This is a genomic window from Wenyingzhuangia fucanilytica (assembly GCF_001697185.1).
GTDB lineage: Bacteria > Bacteroidota > Bacteroidia > Flavobacteriales > Flavobacteriaceae > Wenyingzhuangia > Wenyingzhuangia fucanilytica.
On sequence record NZ_CP014224.1, the window covers coordinates 1,378,666 to 1,403,750 of the forward strand.

General features: G+C 30.5%; 16 protein-coding genes. 8 read left to right on the forward strand and 8 right to left on the reverse strand.

Annotated elements, in window-relative coordinates:
* Nucleotides 1-4: 4 nt before the first annotated feature.
* Both AXE80_RS05845 and AXE80_RS05850 read left to right on the forward strand, forming a co-directional pair.
* Nucleotides 5-4,486, forward strand: a complete 4,482-nt coding sequence (locus tag AXE80_RS05845; RefSeq protein WP_068825332.1) for an ATP-binding protein — start codon at nucleotides 5-7, stop codon at nucleotides 4,484-4,486.
* A gap of 10 nt (nucleotides 4,487-4,496) precedes the next feature.
* On the forward strand, nucleotides 4,497-5,207 hold the full coding sequence (locus AXE80_RS05850; RefSeq protein WP_068825334.1) for a hypothetical protein: 711 nt from the start codon (nucleotides 4,497-4,499) through the stop codon (nucleotides 5,205-5,207).
* A gap of 390 nt (nucleotides 5,208-5,597) precedes the next feature.
* Here AXE80_RS05850 and AXE80_RS05855 read toward each other — a convergent pair whose 3' ends face one another.
* Nucleotides 5,598-5,972: a Fur family transcriptional regulator gene (locus tag AXE80_RS05855; RefSeq protein WP_068825337.1), complete on the reverse strand. Its 375-nt coding sequence runs from the start codon at nucleotides 5,970-5,972 to the stop codon at nucleotides 5,598-5,600.
* Between the two features lie 202 nt (nucleotides 5,973-6,174).
* Here AXE80_RS05855 and AXE80_RS05860 point away from each other — a divergent pair, with 202 nt between their 5' ends.
* Complete coding sequence (locus AXE80_RS05860) at nucleotides 6,175-7,083, forward strand: NAD(P)/FAD-dependent oxidoreductase (protein ID WP_068828700.1); 909 nt, start codon at nucleotides 6,175-6,177, stop codon at nucleotides 7,081-7,083.
* 262 nt (nucleotides 7,084-7,345) lie between these two features.
* Nucleotides 7,346-7,972 carry a class I SAM-dependent methyltransferase gene (locus AXE80_RS05870; protein ID WP_068825341.1) on the forward strand — a complete coding sequence of 209 codons (627 nt, stop codon included), beginning with the start codon at nucleotides 7,346-7,348 and terminating at the stop codon, nucleotides 7,970-7,972.
* Between the two features lie 335 nt (nucleotides 7,973-8,307).
* Here the strand turns inward: AXE80_RS05870 and AXE80_RS05875 are convergent, their stop codons facing one another.
* The 3 genes from AXE80_RS05875 to AXE80_RS05885 are packed head-to-tail and all read right to left on the reverse strand — an operon-like array spanning nucleotide 8,308 to nucleotide 10,870.
* Nucleotides 8,308-9,219: a helix-turn-helix domain-containing protein gene (locus AXE80_RS05875; protein WP_068825344.1), complete on the reverse strand. Its 912-nt coding sequence runs from the start codon at nucleotides 9,217-9,219 to the stop codon at nucleotides 8,308-8,310.
* Between the two features lie 9 nt (nucleotides 9,220-9,228).
* Nucleotides 9,229-9,993 (reverse strand): SDR family NAD(P)-dependent oxidoreductase, encoded by a 765-nt coding sequence (locus AXE80_RS05880; protein ID WP_068825346.1) that lies wholly within the window; start codon nucleotides 9,991-9,993, stop codon nucleotides 9,229-9,231.
* 10 nt (nucleotides 9,994-10,003) lie between these two features.
* On the reverse strand, nucleotides 10,004-10,870 hold the full coding sequence (locus AXE80_RS05885) for an SDR family oxidoreductase (protein WP_068825348.1): 867 nt from the start codon (nucleotides 10,868-10,870) through the stop codon (nucleotides 10,004-10,006).
* Nucleotides 10,871-11,337: 467 nt separating this feature from the next.
* Between AXE80_RS05885 and AXE80_RS05890 the strand changes: the two genes are divergently transcribed.
* Entirely contained in the window at nucleotides 11,338-11,757 is a 420-nt protein-coding gene (locus AXE80_RS05890) for a DUF6943 family protein (protein ID WP_068825350.1), read from the forward strand.
* 90 nt (nucleotides 11,758-11,847) lie between these two features.
* Here AXE80_RS05890 and AXE80_RS14425 read toward each other — a convergent pair whose 3' ends face one another.
* Genes AXE80_RS14425 through AXE80_RS05905 form a run of 4 tightly spaced genes read right to left on the reverse strand, consistent with a single transcriptional unit; the run spans nucleotide 11,848 to nucleotide 13,467 of the window.
* Nucleotides 11,848-12,021, reverse strand: coding sequence for a hypothetical protein (locus AXE80_RS14425; protein WP_169816815.1), 174 nt, complete (start codon nucleotides 12,019-12,021; stop codon nucleotides 11,848-11,850).
* The gene (locus AXE80_RS05895) at nucleotides 12,021-12,269 is read right to left on the reverse strand and encodes a hypothetical protein (RefSeq protein ID WP_068825352.1); all 249 of its coding nucleotides are present in this window, start codon (nucleotides 12,267-12,269) and stop codon (nucleotides 12,021-12,023) included. Before AXE80_RS05895 ends, AXE80_RS14425 begins: the two co-directional genes overlap by 1 nt.
* A gap of 2 nt (nucleotides 12,270-12,271) precedes the next feature.
* Nucleotides 12,272-12,709, reverse strand: coding sequence for a DUF5675 family protein (locus AXE80_RS05900; RefSeq protein WP_068825354.1), 438 nt, complete (start codon nucleotides 12,707-12,709; stop codon nucleotides 12,272-12,274).
* Entirely contained in the window at nucleotides 12,709-13,467 is a 759-nt protein-coding gene (locus tag AXE80_RS05905) for a hypothetical protein (RefSeq protein WP_068825357.1), read from the reverse strand. The genes AXE80_RS05900 and AXE80_RS05905 overlap by 1 nt, the downstream gene beginning before the upstream one ends.
* 954 nt (nucleotides 13,468-14,421) lie before the next feature.
* On the opposite strand from AXE80_RS05905, the gene AXE80_RS05915 reads away from it, so the two are divergent.
* The 3 genes from AXE80_RS05915 to AXE80_RS05925 all read left to right on the forward strand — a co-directional run bounded on the left by AXE80_RS05915 (nucleotide 14,422) and on the right by AXE80_RS05925 (nucleotide 24,935).
* Entirely contained in the window at nucleotides 14,422-17,163 is a 2,742-nt protein-coding gene (locus AXE80_RS05915) for an alpha-L-rhamnosidase (protein WP_083194594.1), read from the forward strand.
* 329 nt (nucleotides 17,164-17,492) lie between these two features.
* On the forward strand, nucleotides 17,493-21,572 hold the full coding sequence (locus AXE80_RS05920) for a hybrid sensor histidine kinase/response regulator transcription factor (RefSeq protein ID WP_068825359.1): 4,080 nt from the start codon (nucleotides 17,493-17,495) through the stop codon (nucleotides 21,570-21,572).
* A gap of 363 nt (nucleotides 21,573-21,935) precedes the next feature.
* Nucleotides 21,936-24,935 carry a glycoside hydrolase family 2 protein gene (locus AXE80_RS05925; protein ID WP_068825361.1) on the forward strand — a complete coding sequence of 1,000 codons (3,000 nt, stop codon included), beginning with the start codon at nucleotides 21,936-21,938 and terminating at the stop codon, nucleotides 24,933-24,935.
* The last annotated feature ends 150 nt before the right edge of the window (nucleotides 24,936-25,085 follow it).

Here is a 25,085-nt window from a genome sequence, read left to right on the forward strand (position 1 = left end):
ATAAATGAAAGGAGAAGTTTATAGCAATAGATCATTGGATTTTAATACGTTAACGCCTAGGGAATTTGAGGAGGTGGTTTATCATTATTTTGATACCCAGATTAAAAAAGGTTATTATAACGGCATCTATGATAATGTAAAGTTATCATCAGGTGTAGGAGAAAGAGGAGCCGATGCTATGCTTTTTTTACAAGGTAAAATAAACGGTGTCATTCAATGTAAAAAGTATAAAAATAATATAGGTATAAACTTAGTTTTAAAAGAGATTATTAAACTTCTTTTATATCACATAACAGAAGTTAAGCAAAATCACATCGATGCTATTTCATCTTCTTTAATTGATGATATTGAAAATTTCACATATTTTATTGTAGCTTCAAAAGATTTTACACAAGAAACAAAACTTTTTTTAGCTGATTTTAAAAACAAGTGGAAGTCTGAAAATATAACGCCTCTAATCGAAAATGAATTAAAGGCTATTAGTTTTAAGGATGTTACACTTTATGAAATTCAACCGAAAATACAAGGGCTTTTAAATCAAATAAATATTACTTCTTTAACTGCTGTTGATTTAGACCTAGTTATTAGATCAAACGTTGAAATTATCAATAGATACTTTTCTCCGATATCATTTCCTGAAGAATCGGATAATCAAAGCAATAAAATTAAAACAAATCAAATAAGTTTATCCAATTCTGAACTTAAATCTAAAGCAAAACTAATATCTAATGATATAAATAGAATTAAAACTTTTTTTGGGGAAAATGAAAAACTAAAGATCATAAGACCAGAAGTAGATGGAATATATAAATGGATTGATAAAAAACTTAAAGAGAATGAAATAAATATTGCGATAGTTGCTGGTAACGCTGGTATGGGTAAATCTGTAGTAATTTCACAATTATATGATAGGCTAGAAAAAGAAAAAGTACCAGTAGTATCACTAAAAGCAGATAGACTAACGTTCAATTCATCAAAAGAATTAGAAAATGAGTTTGATTTAGAAGTAGGTTTTAAAGATTTTTTTGATCAGTTAATCGATACAGAGCAAAAAGGAGTTTTATTAATTGACCAAATAGATGCACTTTCTCAAACATTATCCTCAGACTTAAAACCTTTAAAATTTTATGACAATTTAATTCAAAAATTCATTGGGCATCCAAAAGTAAAAATAATTATTTCAACTAGAATTTATGATTTAAATTATGATCCAATCATTTCTAACTATAAGGGTAAAAGAAGTTTTATAATAAAAGAGCTAGATAGAGAAACATTACTAAACATATTGAATCAATCTGGTGTCGAAAACATGAATCAATTTACCGATTCTTTCCTTAAACTAATAGCTGTACCATTACACTTAGATGTATTTCTAAAGGTGTACACTTCAGAGTTACATACAGATGAAATCAAAAATTTACAAGATCTATACTCAGTGCTATGGCGTCATAAAATAATTGGTAATAGAAACCTTAATACACTAAAAGTTAACTACAATAAAGTTTCACAATTTGTGTTTGAGCTTGCCTCTAAAATGTACGAAATACAACAAATAAATATTGATCAAAGATTATTCGAAGATAAGTTTTCTGAGGAAATAAAATATTTAAGAACAGAAGGAATAATAAATACAACTGACAAGATAGAATTTTTTCATCAATCTTTCTTTGATTATTCTTTTGCGAGAAATTTTACAAATAAAAATAAAAATCTAACTAAAGATATCTTAAAAAGACATCAGGGGTTATTTATCCGTTCTAAAATCAAACAAATTCTAAACTACAGAAGAAGTGTTGATGAAGTACAATACGCTAAAGATATTACAGACCTTATTTTAAATGATAAAATAAGATTTCATATAAAGATATTAGTATTGCAACAAATTGCATTTCAACAGATACCTTTAAATTTAGAAAAGGAGATTGTAAAAAATGTTATCCTTTCGGATAATAACTTAAGAAATACTTTCTTGTCTCTTTTTCTAGGTGATGGATGGTTGTCTTTTTTTATAGAAAAGGATATTTTTAGAGTTGAGCTAGAAACAAATAGCATAGAGCACCAACAAATGCTGGTAGATGTTTTTAGACGTTTTATATATGTTGATGAAGGAAGGAACCTGTTAGAATATTATCAAACTTTAAAAGACTCTAATATCAAAGATGAATTAATTATAGATTATTTATGGCGTGTTAGCAACGTTACTAATCCTCTTGCCATTGAATTAATTGAAAAAGTTCTTAAACGAAAACCTGAATATAATAAAGAATATTGGTATTATAGAGTACTTGAAAATAGCATACTAAATTTTCCTAATTGGGTGAAAAACCAGATATTATCTGATCTGGTTATTAAAAAAGGGACTGATATCATGGACAATGATAATTATTTTTATACAAGAAACCATGCAGATCATATATATGATGATTTTTGGAAAAAACATCCAGATATTGCTTATCAATTAGTAAAAACAATTATAAAAGAAATTATACGTAAACGTAGTTTTGAGAACAAAGGAGCTATCAAATCAGATGATGCATATCTAATGTATGATAGAAAAAATAATGATCATTACAAACATCATGTGCAATTAGATAAACTTCAGACATATTTAGAAGATACATACAAAACGAATCCAAAATTTGTGAAAAATGAGGTTAATGAATATATAAACTCAAATTATATTACAGAAATAATTATAGGATTTAGTATCATTTTTAAATACCCTAAAGATTTTAAAGAAGAATCCTATGTATTCTTTTCAAATCTTGCAAAATTTACAGAAGTATACAGTTTAAATCAATACCTTAATTATTTAATATTAGAAGTTTTTGGAAAGTCTTACGCATTGTTTGATGATGAAAACAAAAATCATTTAAATAAAAAAATCATTTCTAATTTCCATAAATCACATGAGTTAAAAATTTTTAAAAATGAAGACGGTACTAAATCAAAGAATAAATTCTATGGTATTGGAAAATATGAATTATTAACAAGTATTGTAAACAATAATAAAAATATAGATCAAAAATTATTAAAGGAATATAAGGAGCTGAAGCGTAAATTTGGTGAGATAGAAAACAAAGAACCTCAAGGTGTTACAGTTCATGTAAATAGAGACCCTCTAAATGCAAAGTATGATAAGTTTACTATTAATAATTGGAGAAATAGTTTTAAAAAATACACCTACAGCAATAAGTGTTTTGACAGTTGGAATCAGCCTACAGAATATGAACATGGTAGAAGGTTTGCAAATATTGTTTCTCAAACCCCATCTGATTTTTTAAATTTTATTGAGGAAATGATTTCTGATCTTGAGATTTCAAATACCTATATTGTAAAAGCTTTAGAAGGCTTAAAGGATGGGGGAATTCAAGCTGAAAAATTAATAGAGTTATTCTGCAAAGCTTTAGAGGTAAGAACGTACAAAGAAGAGAACACATTATATCTTATTTGGTTAACTAGATATTTTTCTGAAAATAAAAAATCGGATGATAGAGTACTTAAATTTCTAGAAAAAAATATCAAAACTGGAGATGAAGGAAGAAATAACCTTAAAGATGGTTTAGCAACCGGTATTAATTCAGTACGCGGTGCAGCTGCAAGTGCAATCATAGATTATTCTTTTTCAGAAACACACTTTAATTTTATTTGTAATACGCTAGAAACGTTAATTAATAATTCCAAACCATCAACTAGAGCAGCAGCTATATATAAGCTACAACAGCTATTACAGCATGATAAAGATCGAGTAATGGAGTTATTTTTAAAGTTAGCAAATGATTTTCATCCAGATATCTTAAAAGTATCAATTAATCCATTGCAATATTTAATAAATCATAATTTTAAAAAGCTAATTCCATTTTTCGAAAAAGCGCTTCAGGTAGAAGAATCTAATAGAGAAATTGGTAAACTAATTACAATTACATATTGCAGAAGTTATAAAGGTGCGGACCTTTTAATGAAAGGTTTTTTAGTACACAATAAGCCAAATACTATAATTAGAACCGCTTTTGAATTTATTGAGCATGAAATTGAAATTCAAAAAGCATTATCCTTAATTCAAAAATTTTATGATAACGAAGATAAAGAAGTTGGTGAAATATATAATCGAGCCTTTTTTCACATAAAACCACATTTATTTTATGAACTTAAGGATTTCTTATATCAGTATGTCAATTCAAAAGTTGGAAAATATCGAGAGCACCCTTTTTATGATTTTCTTTTAAAGTCTTCAAATGTCTATCCAAAAGATTGTATTATGCTTGCAGGTAGTTATAAAAACCATTATGTACCAGATATTACTGCAAGAAGTCTTAAAAACGAACCTTTACAGGTTGTTGTTAGTGGTTATAACGCAATGAGAGAATATTATAAAACAAATACTGTATTAGAAAATGCTATGGATGTTTTTGATGATATACTTCAAAATGAAAATTACCGAGATTCATCGGCTTTTCAGATCATTAAAGATGTAGATTCATATTAAACGAACTCTGATGAAAAAAACTGGAAAATGCAGGTTGTGTGGAGAAGTTAAAAAGCTATCATTTGAACACGTCCCTCCAGAATCTGCCTATAATTCAACGCCCGTATTCTTTCAAGATTCAGAAAACCTACACGATAAATCTAGTTATGTTTATGGTAAAAGAAAGAGAAGTTCTCGAGGTGCAGGTGGTATGTATTTTTGTGTTTCATGTAATAATAATACAGGAGGATGGTATGCAAAAGACTATAAAGAGTTTGCTGAAATAGGGATGTATGTCTTAAGATCTAGAGTTTATGCAAATAAATATATGTGCGCCGAATACCCAATTAAACCTCTTAATGTTCTTAAGCAAATATTAATAATGTTTGTTGCTCTAGAAAGTAGTGGGTATCTAATTAAGAGACCAGGCTTAAAAGAGTTTCTAATGGAACCTGAAAATAATAATTTACCTGAAAACATTAGAGTTTTTGCATATATGACAAGTACAATCAAATTAAGAAATGCTTTATCATTTTCAAATATGGATGGTTATATGCGTCATTTTGGTGAAATAAGTTATACCCCTTTTGGTTTTCATATTTCTATTGATACACCACCAATTAACAAACCTTATTGTGAGATCACAAATTTTGCTCAATTTGTTTATAATGAAAAAGCTAAGATAATATTACCTCTTCAATATCTTGTCCCTATTACATATTTTCCAGGTTTGTATAAATAATTTATAAATCCCCACAAACCAAAACCCAGTTTTCTCGTTCCTCAAAACTCTCTGTCTTTTGGTTTGTTCCGCACGCCTTACTTCTATAGCGTTTAAATTGCCATACTACTGCAGCACATTATAGCTTGTTTCATTCGTACCTCATTTCACAACTATAAAGAGCTGCCCCAGGCAAAAAGCTAATAATTTAAACGCTATCCCAAAGCTAAGTTACATAACGGGTAGTTATGGCAGCATTCATTCACTTTCTGTACCATAACTCCATTATGTAAAATAGCCGCTTTCCAACGCTCAAATCCTAACTACTAATAACATTAGTCGCTATTTATGAACTCCCATTAAAAACAATATAAAAACAGTGAACTAAATAGCCAACATAATTCCTACTCTTTATGAGCATTCATTACATAGTCCAGTTAAAATACAATTCACCTGCTTAACAGCATAACCTTTTGGAAGAGAAAAATGAACAGCACTGGGCAAGCATTCTATAGTTTCACAATGAGTGCATCTAAAATGAAAATGTTGCTCGGGTAATTTTTGCTCATCACATTTTACACAAAATGCAAAATATTGTTTTCCATCATCTGCTACAATTTTATGAAGCGTACCATCATCACAAAAACGATTTAATATTCTGTAAATCGTAGCTCGATTAATAGCTATATCAATACGCTTTTCTATAGCATCCTGGCTCATTGCTTTATTAGAATCAACAAGTATTTTTAACACAGCTTCTTGAGTTATAGTATGTCTTCTTTTCATTTAATGCGATTTAATCGCAATAATTATTGCGACTTTGTTGCAATATAGTAAAATAAACAATATGTTTGCAAAATATTTATTTGCGACAATGTTGCATTAGTAAAATTTAATGACTAGAAGAGAGCTCATAAAAAAGGGAGGATTGGTAAGTTTAGCAATGACCTTACCTATAACGTTAAGCAGTTTTATAAAATTTAATCATATGATAGATAGAAAAGATTTTGAAGTAATTATAGTTGGTGGGAGCTATGCAGGGCTTTCAGCTGCTATGGCACTAGGGCGTTCTTTAAGAAATGTTCTAATAATAGATGGCGGTTTACCTTGTAATAGGCAAACACCACATGCACATAATTTTATAACACATGATGGAACCAAACCTAGTCAGATTTCAGCAAAAGCAAAAGCACAAGTATTACAGTATAATACAGTCAAATTACTTGAGGATTTTACAATTGATGCAAAAAAAATAAACAATAACTTTCTAGTTACGACACAATCGGGTAAGGAGTTTACTACAAAGAAATTAATTTTTGCAACGGGCGTTAAAGACATTATGCCAGATATAAAAGGATTTTCAGATGCTTGGGGTGTTTCTGTAATCCATTGTCCTTATTGCCATGGTTATGAATTCAAAGGAGAAAAAACAGGTATTATGGCCAATGGCGAAAGAGCTTTTCATTTAGCATCACTAGTTCATAATTTAACAAAAGACTTAATTATTCTAACCTCTGGTAAAGCAGATTTTAGCGCTGAACAATTAATGAAACTTAAAAAGCATAAAATTAAAATTATTGAATCCAAAGTATCACAGATTGAACATGATGATGGATATATAAAAAATGTTGTATTTGAAGACGGTCAAAAGATTCCATTTATGGGAGTATACGCAGCTATTCCTTTTAAACAACATTCAGAAATACCAATGTCATTGGGTTGCGAATTAACCGAAAGCGAACATATAAAGGTAGATGTATTTCAAAAAACATCAATAGAAGGTGTGTTTGCCTGTGGTGATAATGCAACAATGATGCGTTCAATAAGTAATGCTGTACATACAGGTAATATGGCTGGAGCAATGGTGAATATGGAATTAACAGAAGAGCAATTTTAAAAGCAAAAATATGATTGAAGTATATACAACTGATATCCCAAATAAGATAATCGCTAATAGTATTTTAACGAATCTAAAAATTAGTTTCCCTAAATTGAGATTTAATTATGACATAGAAAAACCAATAATCAATTATCCTTGCACTCATAGTATTTTAAGAGTTGAAGGTGAAAGTTTTAATATTGAAAAGGTGATGTTGTATATTCACAAATTAGGTTTTAGGTGTGATGTTTTAGAAGACAAACTATGTAAATATTAGAAGATGGGAGAATTTTGGGAATCAAATTTTAAAGGAAAACAAGCCATGTGGGGGTATGAACCTACAGATGTAGCCAAATCTACTGCTGTATTTTTCAAAGAAAAAGCATTACAGGAAATATTAATACCTGGTATCGGTTATGGTAGAAATGCGAAACCGTTTATTAAGAATAATCAAAACGTAACCGGAATAGAATTATCTAAAACTGCTATTGAAATAGCTAATAATAATTTTAATAATGTAGTCAAAATCTACCACGGTTCGGTAGCAGACATGCCTTTTGATTCTAAAAAGTATGATGGCATTTTTTGTTATGCCCTATTGCATTTACTCGATGAAAAAGAACGTTTACAATGCATTAATAATTGCTATAATCAATTACAACCAGGAGGGTATATGGTTTTCGTTAGCCTTTCAATAAACGATATGAGATATGGTAAAGGAATAGAAATTGAAGAAAACAGATATACAACGGCACACGACGTTAATTTATTCTTTTACAACAAATTCAAAATTGAAAAAGAATTCAAAGATTATGGTTTGTTAGAAGCAGTAGAAGTTACAGAACCCATTAAGGTAGTAAATAATAAACCCTCTCAGATATTTTGGAAAATAATATGTTATAAGTAAAGAACCACTTTCCCTAGGATTTATCTTGAGCGTAGACGAAAGACCCATTTCAGCGGTGTAGGTTACAGCAATTAGTAATGTTTGCCATGTGTCTGTGGTAGGCAAACTACATTCGTTCAGTCCTCTATGTGCTGAACTTGTTTCAGTATCTAGAGAATCACTCTTTTCATTTCCCCACCTCAACACCGCGCATAAAAAAAGTGCACCACTGCGTTCAGCACTTCATTTATTTTTCCCACCGCTACAACATCAATAATCACTTTCACCTACGCATATTACCCCTTAATATATTACGATTAGTACGATGTTAACTGTAGTGTTTTCTCGAATATTACTTAATTATATAATTTCCGAAATTCCAATGGTGTCAATTCCGTTTTTTTCTTGAATAATTTTCCGAATGATTGTGGGTGTTCAAATCCTAAACTGTAAGCAATTTCATTTACGGATAAGGCTGTAGTTGAAAGTTTCTCTTTAGCCAATTGCATTAGTTTTTCGTGAATAAATTCTTGGGTACTTTTGCCTGTTTGTGTTTTTAATAATCTGCTTAAATAATTTGATGATAAGTTCAATGAAGCAGACAGATAATTAACGGTTGGCAATCCATTTTCTTGTAAGTCTTTACTTTTAAAATAATTATTTAAAAGTGTTTCGAATTGCTCAAGAATTCTATGGTTCGATTTTTTTCGAGTGATAAATTGACGTTGATAAAACCGTTCTGAATAAGTGAGTAATAATTCTAATTGTGAAATGATAACATTTTGACTGAATTTATCAATATTTGAATGATATTCATGATTAATATTTTGCATCAAATCGGTTAACGTATTTTGCTCCTTGTCCGAAAGATGCAATGCTTCTGTTAATTCATAACCAAAAAAGTCATACTGCTTTATTTTTTGCGCTAAAGATGTATTCCAAAGAAAATCGGGATGAAAAATAAGCAACCATCCCGAATGATTTAGTTTTTGTTCATCTTCTATCTCAATACGCATTACCTGATTTGGTGCGATAAAAGCTAATACACCTTCGTCAAAATCATATTCCTGTTGTCCATATTTCATTTTACCATTAAACACCTGTTTTAAGGCAATAGAATAAAAGCCGTGCGTAAAACTTGAAACCGTTACATTTTCTTTCCTTTTAATATCGGCAAAATTAATTACGCTAACCAAAGGATGCTGTGGTTTTGGCAACTGCATTAATCTATGATATTCGGTGATATTTTTTATGTGAAGTATAGACATTAGGTTGTTTTAAATCATTTGTCCTCCAGACACTTCGATACGTTGTGCATTTATCCATTTTGCATCATCGGTGCATAAAAAGGCAACAACACTTCCAATATCATCTGGCAATCCAACGCGACCCAAAGCTGTGTTAGAGGCTATAAAACTATTCATTTTTTTATTATCTCTAACTGCTCCACCACCAAAATCTGTTTCAATAGCTCCTGGTGCAATGACATTTGACCGAATTTTTCTTTCACCTAATTCTTTGGCCTGATACTTTGTTAAGGTTTCAATAGCACTTTTCATAGACGCATATGCGGAAAATCCGTTTAGGGCAAAACGAGTTAGACCAGTTGATACATTTACAATTCCGCCACCATCGTTTAGAATACTTAATGCACTTTGAGTTAATAAATAGGTGCCTTTAAACTGAATATTATAAAGCGTATCTAATTGTTCTTCGGTTGTTTTAGCAAATGGTGCGTTGATTCCAATTCCTGCATTATTTACGAGATAGTCAATTTTATCAATTCCGAATTTGGATTTAATTGATTTTTTAACAGTATCAAAGAAAACTTCGAAACTTTGGAAATCCATTACATTTAATTGAATTGCAATCGCTTGTTGCCCTAAATGTTCAATGTCTTTGATAACATCTTTAGCTTTTTCTTCGTTGCTGTTATAAGTTAGAATTATATGAAGTCCTTTTTTTGCTAATTCCAAAGCCATATTTTTTCCCAATCCACGACTTCCTCCAGTTACTAAAGCAATTTTCATTTCTTTTTTCATTTCTATATAGTTATAAATTGAATACTATTTTTAAACCTTCTTTTAGATTTGTTGGTTTACGTCCCAGATAATGTTGCAATTCATTTGTAACTGTTGCTTCCTGTCCGTTTTTAATATCAAGATTAAAAGCAACTATTTTTTTGACCATGGGTTCAGGAACTCCATTGTCCAGCATTATTTTTTTGAAGGACTCAACCTCTACAGATTTGTAAGCGACTTGTTTACCAGAAAGTTCTGTTAGTACAGTTGCAACATCATAAAAAGAATACGCATCAGAACCTGTAAAATTTAAGGTTTGGTTTTCGAAATTTTCGTTCATTAAAACATTAGCTATTGCCTCAGCTTGTTCAGCTTTTAAAACATAGGCAACTTTTCCATTTCCAGCAGGTTGTAATATGCCTTTCTCAAAAACGTGTTTGCCAACAAAAAGTGGTAATACATCCATATATAGCGCATTTCTGAAAATGATATATTTCAATCCGCTTTCTTTAATATAATCTTCAGTTAAGAAATGTTCCGTCATTAGTTTATTTACTAATGTGTTTTTGTCTTTTAAAGAACGACTTGTGTAAGCAATGTTTTTAACGCCTTTCTTTTTTGCAGTATCAATAACGTTTTTATGTTCTTGCATTCTATCGCCTTGGTCTCCCGAAGAAATAAGTAAAACGGTATCTACGTTCTCTATTGCTTTTTCAAGGGATTCAACATCGCTATATTGACCAATAAAAGCTTTTAATCCTTTTTGTTCGAATTCGGTTTTACTTTCTTCCTTTCTTGTAAGAACCGAAATATTTTCGGCTTTCATTGTTTTAAGTAAAGTTTCTATAACTGTAGTGCCTAATTCTCCAGTTGCACCAGTAACTAATATTTGTTTCATTTTCCAATTTTATAAGTATGGTACAAAGGTGAAATAGATAAGTGATAGTTATGTAGTCAAATCTATCTTTGTATCAACCAAATCGGATTAATCACTAAAGTTTGTGGATTAACAGTATGCTTTCAAAAAGAAATGGAAAGGAGATAAGATAAAAACAAAAAAAAGAATGCAATGCTAGGCACTCCCTTCGTCCAATGCTTTTATGCTATAAAGGTCAAGCCCTACGGGTTTTGAAAAAAATCTCCACTGCAAAACTCAACTGGTTTTAACATTTTTTTACAATCCAGTAAATATCCTTTCTGTTTAATATGATGAACAAATTAAGCAGTAGTATTTTTTCCAAAAACCTTGACAGCATAGCCTCGTTTCCTTAATAATGGGCTTTCTTTTTTCTGTTTTTCTTTTAAAATTTTATTGCGCGAAGCGTAGCGGAGCATAGAAAATCTTAATTTTTTAATTGGATAACTATGCTAACTTTTCAAATCAAAACCCACAAACACGGACAAACGTACTCAAAACCGCATTTCTACATCTTAAACAAAGGGTTAAATAGTGGAAAACCATGTAGAACCCCAATAAGAAACTCATTTGTTGTTTCAACTGAAACAATTGAACAAAAAGAAGCTTTGTTTCAACTGTCATTGATGTTGTTAGAATCCAAATGTTATAATTATTATTTAAAAGGTTCTGTCATTCCTTTTATAGGCATACATGATGTCAAAAATTTATTGATAAAAAATCATATACATCTACAACAAGAAGAAGTTCAAACAAAAATAGAAGCAATAAAAAAAATAGAAGTACTAGAAAAAGGTTTTCAAAATAAATTAAAAACCATTCAAGAGCTAAAAATATCCTTATTAAGGTCCTGTAAACTGGAAAGATAAAAAAAAGGTTCAATCGATATGACTGAACCTTTAGCGTTCGGAGAAGTTACCACACTAAAACCGAACACGATGTTTAATTTATTGTGGAGTCTATTTTTTAGACTTTGTAAGCCATTTTAAAAAATAAGAAACGGCAAAACTGACAGTGGCTCCAACAATAGCCAGAAGAACCGTTTTGACAATATCTTCAGAAAAAATAGAGGGACTGATACTCAACAATGTTCCTGAGGCAGTTCCTATTTTAAGAGAAATATTTGTTTTCATTACTCAGAATTTATTTCATTTGCTGAGTTGATTTCTTTTAGAGCTTCATCATCAACAGTTACTTGACTTACAGCAGATAAAACACCACCAGCAACAGCCACATATCCTGCAATAGTTACAACTGTTGCAGGCAAAGCAATAGGAGCAGCAATAATACTTCCGCTTATGGCTAGCAATGACAAACCTACGGTTCTTAAAATTTTAAAAAACTTAGGCGTTGGTGCATTTGCTCGTTTTGTTACATTCATAGTTATATGTTTTTAAGTTCAACTTCTTTTTTGTGATTGAGGTTGGTTGAGATAATTCTCAATTCCACTTGTATATTTTTATCTAATAAGGGAAAAACCAAATCAGTTAATTTCTTGAGTGCTTTTCTTGAGGAATTACCTTGACCAATTCCTATGTGATTTGTTACAGGAGCAATACAACCTTTTAATTCTTTTTGAGCATCATTCGCAGGATGGATTAATATCAAATTTCGTCCTGGAACATTTTTAATTTGAAGATGCTTTTTAAATCGTTTGCTATAACGCTTCTGCAAAATATATATCCCCTCTGGAATACAAGAAACACAACGTTGATTCTCTAACCAAGGCAACTCAATAGTTTGGCAAATAGTTTTACCGTTAAATTGGAGTGTTCCTTGTGTTCCATTAGGAAAATAAGTTCTATACAGTACCAACAACATTATACACCGCTATCAACTTTTACAATAGATAAAGGATTGTATGTCCCATTTTTAAGAGAATACATTTGTCCGTTAACCTCTTGAAAAAATTCAATACCCAATGCTAAAAACAAAGGATGTGTACTATTTGCCGTTACGGCATTGCTTAAATTAATAACAGCAGTGGCCGTTGTATCCCATGGTAAAATTGCCGTTTCAGAAGTCTCTACAATAGAAGTTTCTTCTTGAAAATCAACTTCAGCACCTCCGGATATCACTTTAAAGTGTGTTGTACCACTGGGTGCTGCAATCATATTTGATGGAATAAAAGAAGGAATCTCAATATCCAAAGTTCCTGCAACACGATCAATTGTACCCGTAAAAGGTGCAAATAAACTGGTGCCAAGTTTACCTCTAATATTAAATTCAAATCCTAACAGCAATTCTGTTTCACCATCAATTACGTTACGCAATCCACGTTCGCTAGTACTATCTGCTTGAATGACTTTCACCATAGTTTGTGTCAATCTACTAACCATTCTACCATCAGAAGCATTCAATAAAAGCAATCTCAAAGCAGTTCGTAACACTTTACCTGCTTTACCCGCTCTACCAAATTCAGAACCATTTTCACGTGTTCTTTGAAAAGCCGGATCTGTTGCAATTCTTTTTGCATCAATACCGCCTTTTTCACGAGCCAAATGTCCATCTTTGGTTTTGTAAAAGGTAATATCTCCAATAGTACCTTTTAGTTTAATTATGCCTTTTTGTCTTGCCATAATTTTTCATTTTTTTGATTATACATTTAGAATGTTCAGGTACACTCTTTCAAACCGCATAAATCAAATCACGATGCATCAAAAACCGATTTACAGAAACAAATCTTTCATTTAAAATTGATAAACACAAGTAACTACTACCTCACAGAGCTATTATAGCCTAATAAGTTCTTTTTTACCTATTTTTACTGACCAATGGATAAATGATATTAAATAACTTTGAAAAGGCTGTTATTTCGTTTGTATGACATACCCAAATAAACTATAACAAAGCTGAGTTTAAAGTATAGATAGTATATGAAATTTGAACAAAAGAGAGTATGTATATATCCAAAAGACGTTCAAAGAATTACGGGTAAAAGTTATCGTTATTCACGATTACTTTTAATTGACATCAAAAAGCACCTAAACAAACAAGATCATCAATTCATTTCTGTTGATGAATTTTGCCAATATACAGGGCTTAAATTTGAAGAAGTTAATCCTTTGATAATTGGATAACCGTTTAAGAGTTAAACCTCTTAAACAGCCTCTTTTTAATTATTAAAAACAAGTTCATTAAGTAGTTCAGTATTTGGACTTAACTCTTGTGTTTTCAGTGGTTTATTGTTATATTTACACATACAATTTAATGTTCTTTATGCATATTTGATAGTGACCTATTTAATGACCTATCGAAACATATTACAGCGTAACCCTTGAAAACACTAGCATAATAAAGAGGAATACAAATCCCTCTTTCTCCGCTAAAAACCTTCAAGTTTTACTTGAAGGTTTTTTTATGATCATATTTTAAAGATTGCCTGTGATAATGAGGGGTCATACCTAAAAGTTGTGTTTTAGGCAAAAATATTGGTGAGCCTTGAAAAGACTGTGTCGCTTTTACATCAGTAGAGAACAGAACAGTTTTCTAAAATAGTTGAGATATATTTATTTTTCACAAAATAAATATACATGAAAAGCTTTCAAAACAGATTTCCTCTTTATTTACTTTTAATTACAGTTTGTTTTTCGTTTTCAACTTTTTCACAAAAAATAGAAGTAAACAAACTTGTTACAGAATACCATACCAATCCAATAGGTATAGATGTGGAGCGTCCCCGTTTTAGTTGGCAATTGGTTTCTAAGGGAAATAATGTAATGCAAACGGCTTATGAAATTCGTGTAGCTGCTTCTGAAAAAGATTTAAAGAATAAAGAAAGTTTAGTTTGGTCTTCTGGAAAAGTTAGCTCTAGCCAATCTATTAATGTCCCTTATAAAGGACGTGTTTTACAATCGTCAGAACGTATGTATTGGCAAGTGCGTGTTTGGAACCAAGATAACAAAGTAAGTGCATGGAGCACTCCAGCTTTTTGGGAAATGGGAATCTTAAAAAAAGAACTTTGGCAATCAGACTGGATAACAATGAAAGGTGAAAAAAAATCAAACACATCTTTGCCAAGTCAATATTATAGAAAAGAATTTTCAGTATCTAAAAAAGTAAGTTCAGCAAGAGTGTATGTAACTTCTTTAGGTTTGTATAATTTATTTATCAACGGAAAAAAAGTAGGGAATCAGGAATTTACTCCCGGATTTACGAGCTATAAAAAAAGAATTCAATACCAAACATATGATGTAACTTCAATGTTACAAAAAAACAACGCAATAGGGGCTATTGTAGGAGATGGTTGGTATCGTGGTTATTTAGGTTGGGATGGATTACGTAGTTATTATGGTGATACTTTGGCATTGTTTGCACAGTTAAAAATAACTTATACAGATGGAACAAGTGAAATAATTACGACTAACAATTCTTGGAAATCAAGTTATGGACCAATTCAAAAATCTGATATTTATAATGGAGAAACTTATGATGCTCGATTAGAAATGGCAGGTTGGTCTCATCCTAATTTTGATGAAACTAAATGGAAAGACACCAAAGTTTTAAATCACTCAAAAGATATTTTGGTAGCTTCAAACGGGTTACCTGTAAAAATTACTCAAAAAATAAAACCAATTAAAACCATTAAAACTCCAAAAGGAGAATTGGTTTTTGATTTAGGTCAAAATATTGTTGGTTGGGCAAATATAAAAGTTCAAGGAAAAAAGGGAGATACGGTTACGTTAAAATTTGCAGAAGTTTTAGATAAAGAAGGAAACTTTTTTACTAAAAACTTAAGGGCTGCAGAAGCTACAGATCGTTTTATATTAAAAGGGAATGGAATTGAAGTTTTTCAGCCTCATTTTACATTTCACGGTTTTCGTTTTATAAAAGTAGAAGGAGCCACTCCTGTTGCGGATGATATTACAGGAATGGTGATTCATTCTGACATGAAAGAAACAGGAACGTTTACTACTTCAGATCCATTAATCAATCAGCTACAAAATAATATTCAATGGGGACAAAGAGATAACTTTTTAGATATTCCTACAGATTGTCCACAAAGAGATGAACGTGTTGGTTGGACAGGAGATACTCAAGTTTTTAGCATGACAGCAGGTTTTAATTTTGATGTAGCTTCGTTTTATACAAAATGGTTAAAAGATTTAGCTTTAGATCAACAACCTAATGGAGAGGTTCCTAACATTATTCCTGATATGTGGAATAATAAATTAGGGGGAACTACAGGTTGGGGAGATGCAGCTGTAATTGTACCATGGACAGTATATCAAACCTATGGAGATACTAGAATTTTAGAACAACAATATGCAAGTATGAAAGCTTGGATAGATTATATGAAAAAGAATGCAGGTGATGATTATTTATGGAATCAAAACAGATGGCATTGGGGAGATTGGCTAGCTTACCATTCCGATAAACCAGATTACGCAGGTTCTGTAACCGAAAAAGATTTAATTGCTACGGCTTATTTTAAATATTCAACAACATTATTTGCTCAAATAGCAGAAGTATTAGGAAAAAAAGAAGATGCTAAAAAATACAAGAATCTTGCTGAAAAGGTAAAAGAGGCTTTTGTACATGAATATATTACGCCTAATGGTAGACTAATGTCACATACGCAAACCGCTTATGCACTAGCCTTGTCATTTGATTTGGTTCCAGAACATTTAATTCAAAAATCAGCAAATTATTTTGCAGCCGATGTAAAAAAGTTTGGACACTTAACTACAGGTTTTTTAGGAACCCCTTTGCTATGTTCTACTTTATCTAAAATAGGTAGAGATGATTTAGCTTTTATGTTGTTAAATAGAAAAGAATATCCATCATGGTTATACCCAGTTACACAAGGAGCAACAACTATTTGGGAACGCTGGGATACCCAAAAACCGGATGGAACTATTATTGATGGAATGAATAGCTTTAATCATTACGCTTATGGTGCTATTGGGGAGTGGATGTACAATTATATTGGAGGAATAAGTATAGATGCTAAAAATCCAGGATACAAGAATATAATTTTTAACCCTCATCCCGGTGGAGGATTAACTCATGCCAAAGCAGAATTAAAATCTCTTTATGGAGAAATAAAATCTAGTTGGAAAATAGATAAAGGAAAGTTTATTTATAATATTAGTATTCCAGCAAATACTACTGGTACAGTTATTTTACCAAAAGTAAATTCACAAAAAGTAAATATCCAAAATCAAAAAGGAAAAACCATTAAAGGAGTTAAACTTATCAATCAAAAAAACGGAAATACTTCAGTTGGTTTGGGATCAGGAACTTATGTTTTAAGTTATTCTATTAAGAATTAAATAGAGTGTAAATATTAAATTTAACCCATAAACATGTGTAACAAAATGTGTTTATGGGTTATTTTTATAATACATTTTATACTGGTTTAAAGAAATTTATAAATATGTTTATTATCTGGTTTTGGTTGTTTTTTTAGATGTAAAATCTATTTTTTTGTTTTTTGTAAAATTTTATTTTACCATGGTTGAAAGAGTTAAGTAATTTTAATGTGTAGAAATAATAATATCAAGTAATAGATAATTTTAAATATAACTAATAAAGTTTTATAATTGCTTTTTCTTGGCCTAACAGTAGTTGTATTAATATAATAAAAGAAACATCCGTGTTTATGAATCGTATTTTTTATATTCTTTTTTTCCTTTTATTACCATTTGTTGTGAATGGTCAAGAAAACGATTTTCACTTTAAACATTTATCTACTGCTAATGGGTTATCTAATAGTTCTGTTATTGCTATTGAGCAAGATAGACAGGGACAAATATGGTTAGGTACTCGTAATGGACTGAATAAATATAATGGGAATGAATTTGTTGTCTATAGAAACAATCCTAATGACTCCACTAGTATAAGTAATAGTGATATTCTTTCTATATTAGAAGATCGCGAAGGGTACATTTGGGTAGGTACTTATAATGGATTAAACAGGTATGATCCTGTAAAAAATACTTTTAAGAATTATTTACACACGGATGATATCAATTCATTATGTAATAACGTAGTTATTTGTAGTAAAGAAATGCCAAATGGCGAAATTTGGTTTGGTACTGCCAATGGAATATCTATCTATAGTAAAGTTACAGATGATTTTACAAACATTCCTTATTTAAAAGACTATGAAGGGGGAATTCCTTTTAAAAATATTCAACGTATTTTTTTAGATATTAATAATCATATTTGGATTGCAACCTCTGCAGGTTTTGCCAAGGTGATTAACAGAAAAGGAAGTCAGTTTGTTTTTAAACAGTTTCAGTGGAAAAAAGATTCTCAAGCATTGTTTGTTCAAGATGTAATTCAGATTGATGAGAAAACACTTGGTTTGGCAACTAAATATAATGGATTTGTATTGTTTAATTCCATTAAAGAAAAATATATAACTGATAAATATCCAGAAATTTCTAATACTTTGGATATTCGTGTGTTGCAAATGTCTGACGATGATGATATATGGTTAGGAACAGCACATGGTATAAAAATAATTACCCAATCAAAAAAGGTAATTGATGTTCAAAACAACAAAAAAAAAGTTGGAGGACTTAGTCAGAATTTTATCAAATGTATTTTTAAAGATAATAATGAGTCTATATGGTTGGGGACTTATAGTGGAGGAGTTAATATATGGAACAAAACCAATGAGAATTTTATCAATTTAAAAAATTACGAATACGACAATAATGTAGTGACCAGTATTGTTAATGATGATAAATCAAATATTTATTTTGGTACAGAAGGGGGTAATGTAACTATTTGGAACCCTGATAAAAAAGGCACTGAGGTGTTAACTGTTTCTGGAAATGATGGAATACCGTTTTACCCAGTACAAACATTACTTTTATCTCCTCCAAATTTGTTGTGGATTGGTGTATTGAATTACGGAGTCTTTGTTTATGATGTAGATACTAAAAAAAAGATTCCAAATGTAATTTCTGATGAATTAAACGAGTATTTACAAAATACAGGAGTCTATGTAATAAAAAGAAGTGCTAAAGATGTTTTTTGGTTTGGAACTTTTGGTAAAGGATTAGTAAAATATAATATTAAAACAAAAGAGTTTAAAGTACATGGACTTTCGATTGGAAATGAACCTCATCTTTCTACAAACATTATAAAAACTGTATTAATAGATAGTAAAAATCGTGTTTGGGCAGGAGGCTTAGGAGGTTTAAATAGATTAATTTTTAATGATGATGATGACTATACAGTAACAAGTTATTTTAAAGATGCTGCCTCAGGGGATAATATTAAAACTATTTATGAAGATGCTAACCATAATATTTGGGTAGGTACTAATACCAAAGGGCTGTATAAGTTTAATGGAAAGGATTTTGAGAAAGTAGTTATTGATAAAGAAAATCCTGTAACGACTATTTACACCATTTTGGAAGATAAAAATAATGATTTGTGGATTAGTTGTGACAAAGGAATTGTAGTTTATAATTCAACAGAAAAAAAAGCTATAATATACAATCAGAAAAATGTAGCCAATGCTAATGAATTTAGTCCAAATTCAGGATTAAAAACAGGAGATTTTCAGTTTTATTTTGGCGGATTAGAAGGAGTCACTTCGTTTAATACCAAAAAAATATTTAAAAACAATTATGTGCCACCTGTTATATTATCTGATTTAAAAATTAAAAACCAATCGGTTAAAATAGACGATGAGAATAAGATTTTATCTAAAAACATCTCCTTTACTAAAGAAATTACTTTAACCCATGAAAACTCTAACTTTTCCATTAAATATGCACTTCCTAATTTTATAAACCCGGAAAGTAATCAATATGCCTACCGTTTAAAAGGTCTTGATGAATCATGGGTTTATACAAATAATACAGAGGCTTTTTATACACTTCAAAGCCCAGGAACTTACTTTTTTGAAGTAAAATCAGCGAATAATGATGGTGTTTGGAACCATCAACCAACTTCATTAAAAATTGTAGTTAAACCAGCTCCTTGGAGAAGTTGGTGGGCTTTATCATTATATGTTCTTTTTATTGTTTTATCTCTATGTGGTTTGTTTTGGATTATGAATTCAAAAGCCCAGTTAAAGCATGAATTAGATATGGAGCATATGGAAAATGAAAGAACTAAAGAGTTAAATAATGCAAAACTAGAGTTTTTTACCAATATATCTCATGAGTTTAGAACCCCATTAACGTTAATATTAGGGCCTTTACAACAAATTTTAACAGGATATAATGGAACCAATGTAATGTATAAAAAGTTGTTGGTTATAGAAAGTAGTGCCAATCATTTATTACGATTGATTAATAGATTGATGGATTTTAGAAAGTTAGAAAATAATCAATTTAAGTTAGAGGCTGCAGAAGGTAACATTGTAAAATTTTTGCACGAAATATTTTTGTCTTTTACAGAATATGCTAAGGATGGTGACTATGAATATAGTTTTAACAGCACTGAAGAAATAATATTGGTTTACTATGATAGATATAAATTAGAACGAGTTTTTTATAATTTAATATCTAATGCTTTTAGATATTCACCTAAAGGAGGCACCATAAACGTAAACATTAAGAAACAAGAAAAAGAGATTGTTATAGAGGTAGATGATACAGGAGTCGGTATTTCTGATGAGTATATTGAAAAGATTTTTGATCGTTTTTTTGAAATACCAATTCACAATAAACCAGAACAAAATTATAATAAGGGAACAGGAATAGGGCTTTCAATAGCTAATAATATTGTAAAATTACATAAAGGAAGTATTAAAGTTCAAAATAAAGAAAGTGGTGGTGTTGTTTTTAGTGTTGCATTGCCTTTAGGTAATACACATCTTTCAGATCATGAAATTTTAACAGATTTTAAAAAGAGTGATGATCTTACTCAATATGTTTCTCAACTTGAAACTACAGATCTTCAGTTAGAAGAAGATGTAACAGATTTAATTTCAGAAGAAAAAAAACATACTATTTTATTGGTAGAAGATAATAAGTCTTTGCGTTCTTTTATGAAAGAAATTCTTAAAAAAGAATACAATATTTTACAAGCAGAAAACGGTAAAGTAGCTTTAAAGAAAGCAAAAAAATATTTGCCAGATTTAATTGTAAGTGATGTTATTATGCCAGAGATTGTAGGAACAGAATTGTGTTCAAGAATAAAAGATAATCTTAAAACAAGTCATATTCCAGTAATACTGTTAACCTCTAGGACATCGTTAATTTATAAGTTTGAAGGTTTAGAGAGTGGGGCAGATGATTATATAAGTAAACCTTTTAATCTAAAAGAATTTAAATTAAGAATTAAAAACCTATTAGAATCTAAACAGCGTTTAAAAAATAAATTTACCAGTGAAGAGGTTTTTGTGCCAAGTGAAATTGCAGTGACATCTTTAGATGAGGAGTTACTAAAAAAGGCTTTTAAAATAGTTGAAGATAATATTGCAAATGAAGATTTTGATATTCCTCAATTTCATTCAGAATTAGGAGTAAGTAGGTCTATACTGTTTACTAAAATTAAAGCGTGGACAAACTTTACGCCTAATGAATTTATCAGAGAAATTAGATTAAAACGTGCTGCACAATTATTAGAGCAAAAGAAAATAAACGTATCTCAGGTAGGGTACAAAGTAGGTTTCCGTAGACCAAAGTATTTTACCAAATGCTTTCAAAAAAAATATGGATTAACGCCTACTCAATATGTAGATAAGTTTATAGACGATACAGAAGCTTAGGGTATGTCTTAACATTAATAATTTAGATTATTAATACACATTTTTAGGATTTTTAGTTTCTTTTTCGTTTCTATATTTGTGATATGAAACTAAACAGAACCAGAGTTTTATTTTTACAATATTTACTTATAGGAGTTATAATTCTATGTAGTAGCTTATTAATATTTTTTTGTTAAACAATTAGATTAATAGCACGCAAAACCTGTGGTTGTATGGGATTGCAACACAGTACAGTACACTTTTTTTTTACAAATCAATAATTTAGCATATTCAAACAAAACAAGATAAACTCTGTTTTGTTATATGTAAAAGTATTCCAGTATAATAATAAAGTTATTTTAATAACGAATTCATTAAAAAATTATGATTAAATCCTTTTTACACAATTTTAAGTATACATATGTCCTGTTAGTTCTTACAGGATTAGTATTTGCTTCATGTGGTAGCCAGAATAAAAATGTAGAAAATTTACCTAAAAAAAATAGAGTTAAATATAATTTCAATCCAGATTGGAAATTTATTAAAGACAATCCAGAAAATGCTCAAAACCCTAGTTTTAATGATGAGTCATGGAGTAGTGTAAGTTGTCCACACACGTTTAATGATGTAGATACTTTTGATAATTTAAGTTTAGGTCATCATAATGGTGAAAAAAATCAATGGCGTGGTACTGTTTGGTATCGCAAACATTTTAAATTACCAAGTACAGATAGTCATAAAAAAGTATTTATAGAATTTGAATCCGTTCGCCAAATAGCTGATGTTTATATTAATGGTCATTATTTAGGTCAAAATCAAACAGGTTTTATTCCTTTTGGTTATGATTTAACCCCTTATTTAAAATTTGGAGAAAATCAAGAAAACATAATTGCTGTAAAGGTAAATAACGATAGAAAGAGCGATAATTTTAGAGATAATGATCCTTTAGTTTGGAACCACGAACATTGGCATCCAACTCATGGAGGTATTTATAGAAATGTTTTTTTACATACCATGGATCAACTTCACATAACTTTACCTCTGTACGATAATTTAAAAACAGTTGGTACTTATGTGTATGCAGAAAATATTAGTCATAAAAATGCTGATGTAACTATTAAGACAGAAATTCAGAATGAATATTCTAAAGCAAAAAAGGTAACATTAGTTTCAAGTATTATAGATGCTAATGGAAAAATTGTTCAAACAATGAATACTGAAAAGACAGTTGCTGCTGGCGAAAAATCAATTGTTACAGCAACAGCAAGTATCACAAATCCAAATCTTTGGTATACTCGTCACCCATATATGTATAAGGTGGTTACGCAGATAAAAGAAGGGAATAACATTTTAGATTCATATGAGTCTCCTTTAGGAATTCGCAGTTTTGAATTTAACAAAGATTCTGGATTTTGGAACAATGGAGAATATGCCAAATTGCACGGATGGGGACAAAAACCTACTAATGCTTGGGCTGGACTAGGAGCTGCATTGCCAGACTGGTTAAGAGATTTTACGTATAGAATGATGGATGAAGCTGGAGGAAATTTTATTCGTTGGGGACATTGTGCTGCTGCTCCATCTGAAATTGATATGGGTGATAAATACGGTTTTGTAACTTTAATGCCAGGTGTCTCAGGAGAATCACAAGATGAAGGAGAAACATGGGATATTAGAATCAAGGCTTTTAGAGATATGATTGTATACTATCGTAATCATCCCTCAATTTTTATTTGGGAAGGTGGTAACTGGGCAGAAACTGAAGCACATTATAAAGAAATTTTAGAAGTAATTAATACTTATGACCCTAATGGAAAAAGGTTAATGGGGAATAGACGAGCTGATGTTAAAAATGATTCAGAAGGTTATGTGTCTATAGAAATTGGTACTGAAGGTTGGCAAAGAGAGTATGCAGATTTACCAATTATAGAAAGTGAATACTGTAGAGATGAAGCCCCTAGACGTATATGGGATAAATATTCTCCAGATGATAATTTTTATAACAATCCTAATTTAAGCAAAAACACTTATAAGTTCGGTTCAGAAACATTTGCAGTAAGACAAGCAGACCATTGGTGGAATAAAATGGGTAAAAAAGTATATCATAGTGGAGGTGCCAATTGGATTTTTTCTGATGGAACACACGGAGGTCGTTGCCCAACTGAAGTAACTAGAGCTAGTGGAGAAGTAGATGCAGTACGTCTCCCTAAAGAAGCTTTTTATGCTTTAAAAGCTATGTGGAGACCAGAACCTCAAGTTCATGTAATAGGACATTGGAACTATAATGAAGGTACTAAAAAAGATATGTACGTAATTTCTAATTGTGCAGAGGTAAAATTATATGTAAACGGAAAATTAATAGGAACTGATAAGGAGCCTGAAAATGGATATGTGTATAAGTTTGCTGATGTTGAATGGCAAGCAGGAAATATAAAAGTAGAAGGATATATTGATGGTAAACTACGTACTTCTCAAACAAAAAGTACGGTAGGAAAACCTGTAGCAATTAAGTTAACACCTATAACAGGACCAAGAGGATGGAGAGCCGATGGTTCTGACATAGCGTTAATAGATTTTGAGGTGGTTGATAAAGAAGGAAATAGATGTGTGTTAGATGCTAGTCGTGTAGATTTTACCATTTCTGGACCAGGAATTTGGAGAGGAGGTTATAATAGTGGAAAAGCAAATAGCACTAACAATCTTTATTTAGATACAGAAGCAGGAATAAATCGTGTAGCAATTAAATCTTTGTTAAAAGCAGGAACAGTTACTATTACGGCTAAAAGAAAGGGTTTAAAAGATGCTACTGTAAAAATAATTTCTTCCCCAATAATACTTAAGAATGGATTGACAAGAGAAATGCCTCAGGTGTATAATGAGCCTTTAGGAAAAGCAGAACCTTTACCTGCTCACGTTCCTGATATGCCAGCTTACAGCCCAGAAAAACAAAATACAAGCAAATTGTTTTCTAAGTTTAGTTATACAGGTGATGCCAAAGCTATGTTAAGAACAACCTTGGATTGGGGTAAAAAAACTTATACTGACCTTGAGTATAATTATACAGTAATTCCTGGTTATTTAAGAGGTGCAGAATATATCAGGACTCCTGATGCCGATAAAAGATATTGGGCAAGAGATTTATTACAGTTTATTGCTGGAGTAGATATGGATATTTACGTAGGTCATGATGATCGTGTAGCAAGACCAGAATTCTTGCTTAAAGATTATAATGATACAGGAGATGATATTGATTTAGGAGGAGTTAAAATGTCGCTTTTTAAACGTACTGCTAGAGCAGGAGAAAGTATTATTATGGCTGGAAATAGTGATGGTGATACACCTGAAGAATGTCGTATGTATTTTGTGATTGGTAAAAAACATTAATAATAAATTAAGATTTAAAATATGTAAATACAAAAGTTTGTATTCTGTGTAATATTTTTATTTAACCTCAAGTGTCTTATTTAAGCATTTGAGGTTTTTTCTTTTGTTAAGTTTCTAGATTTAATAAATATTCAAGGTTTAAGTGTGGTT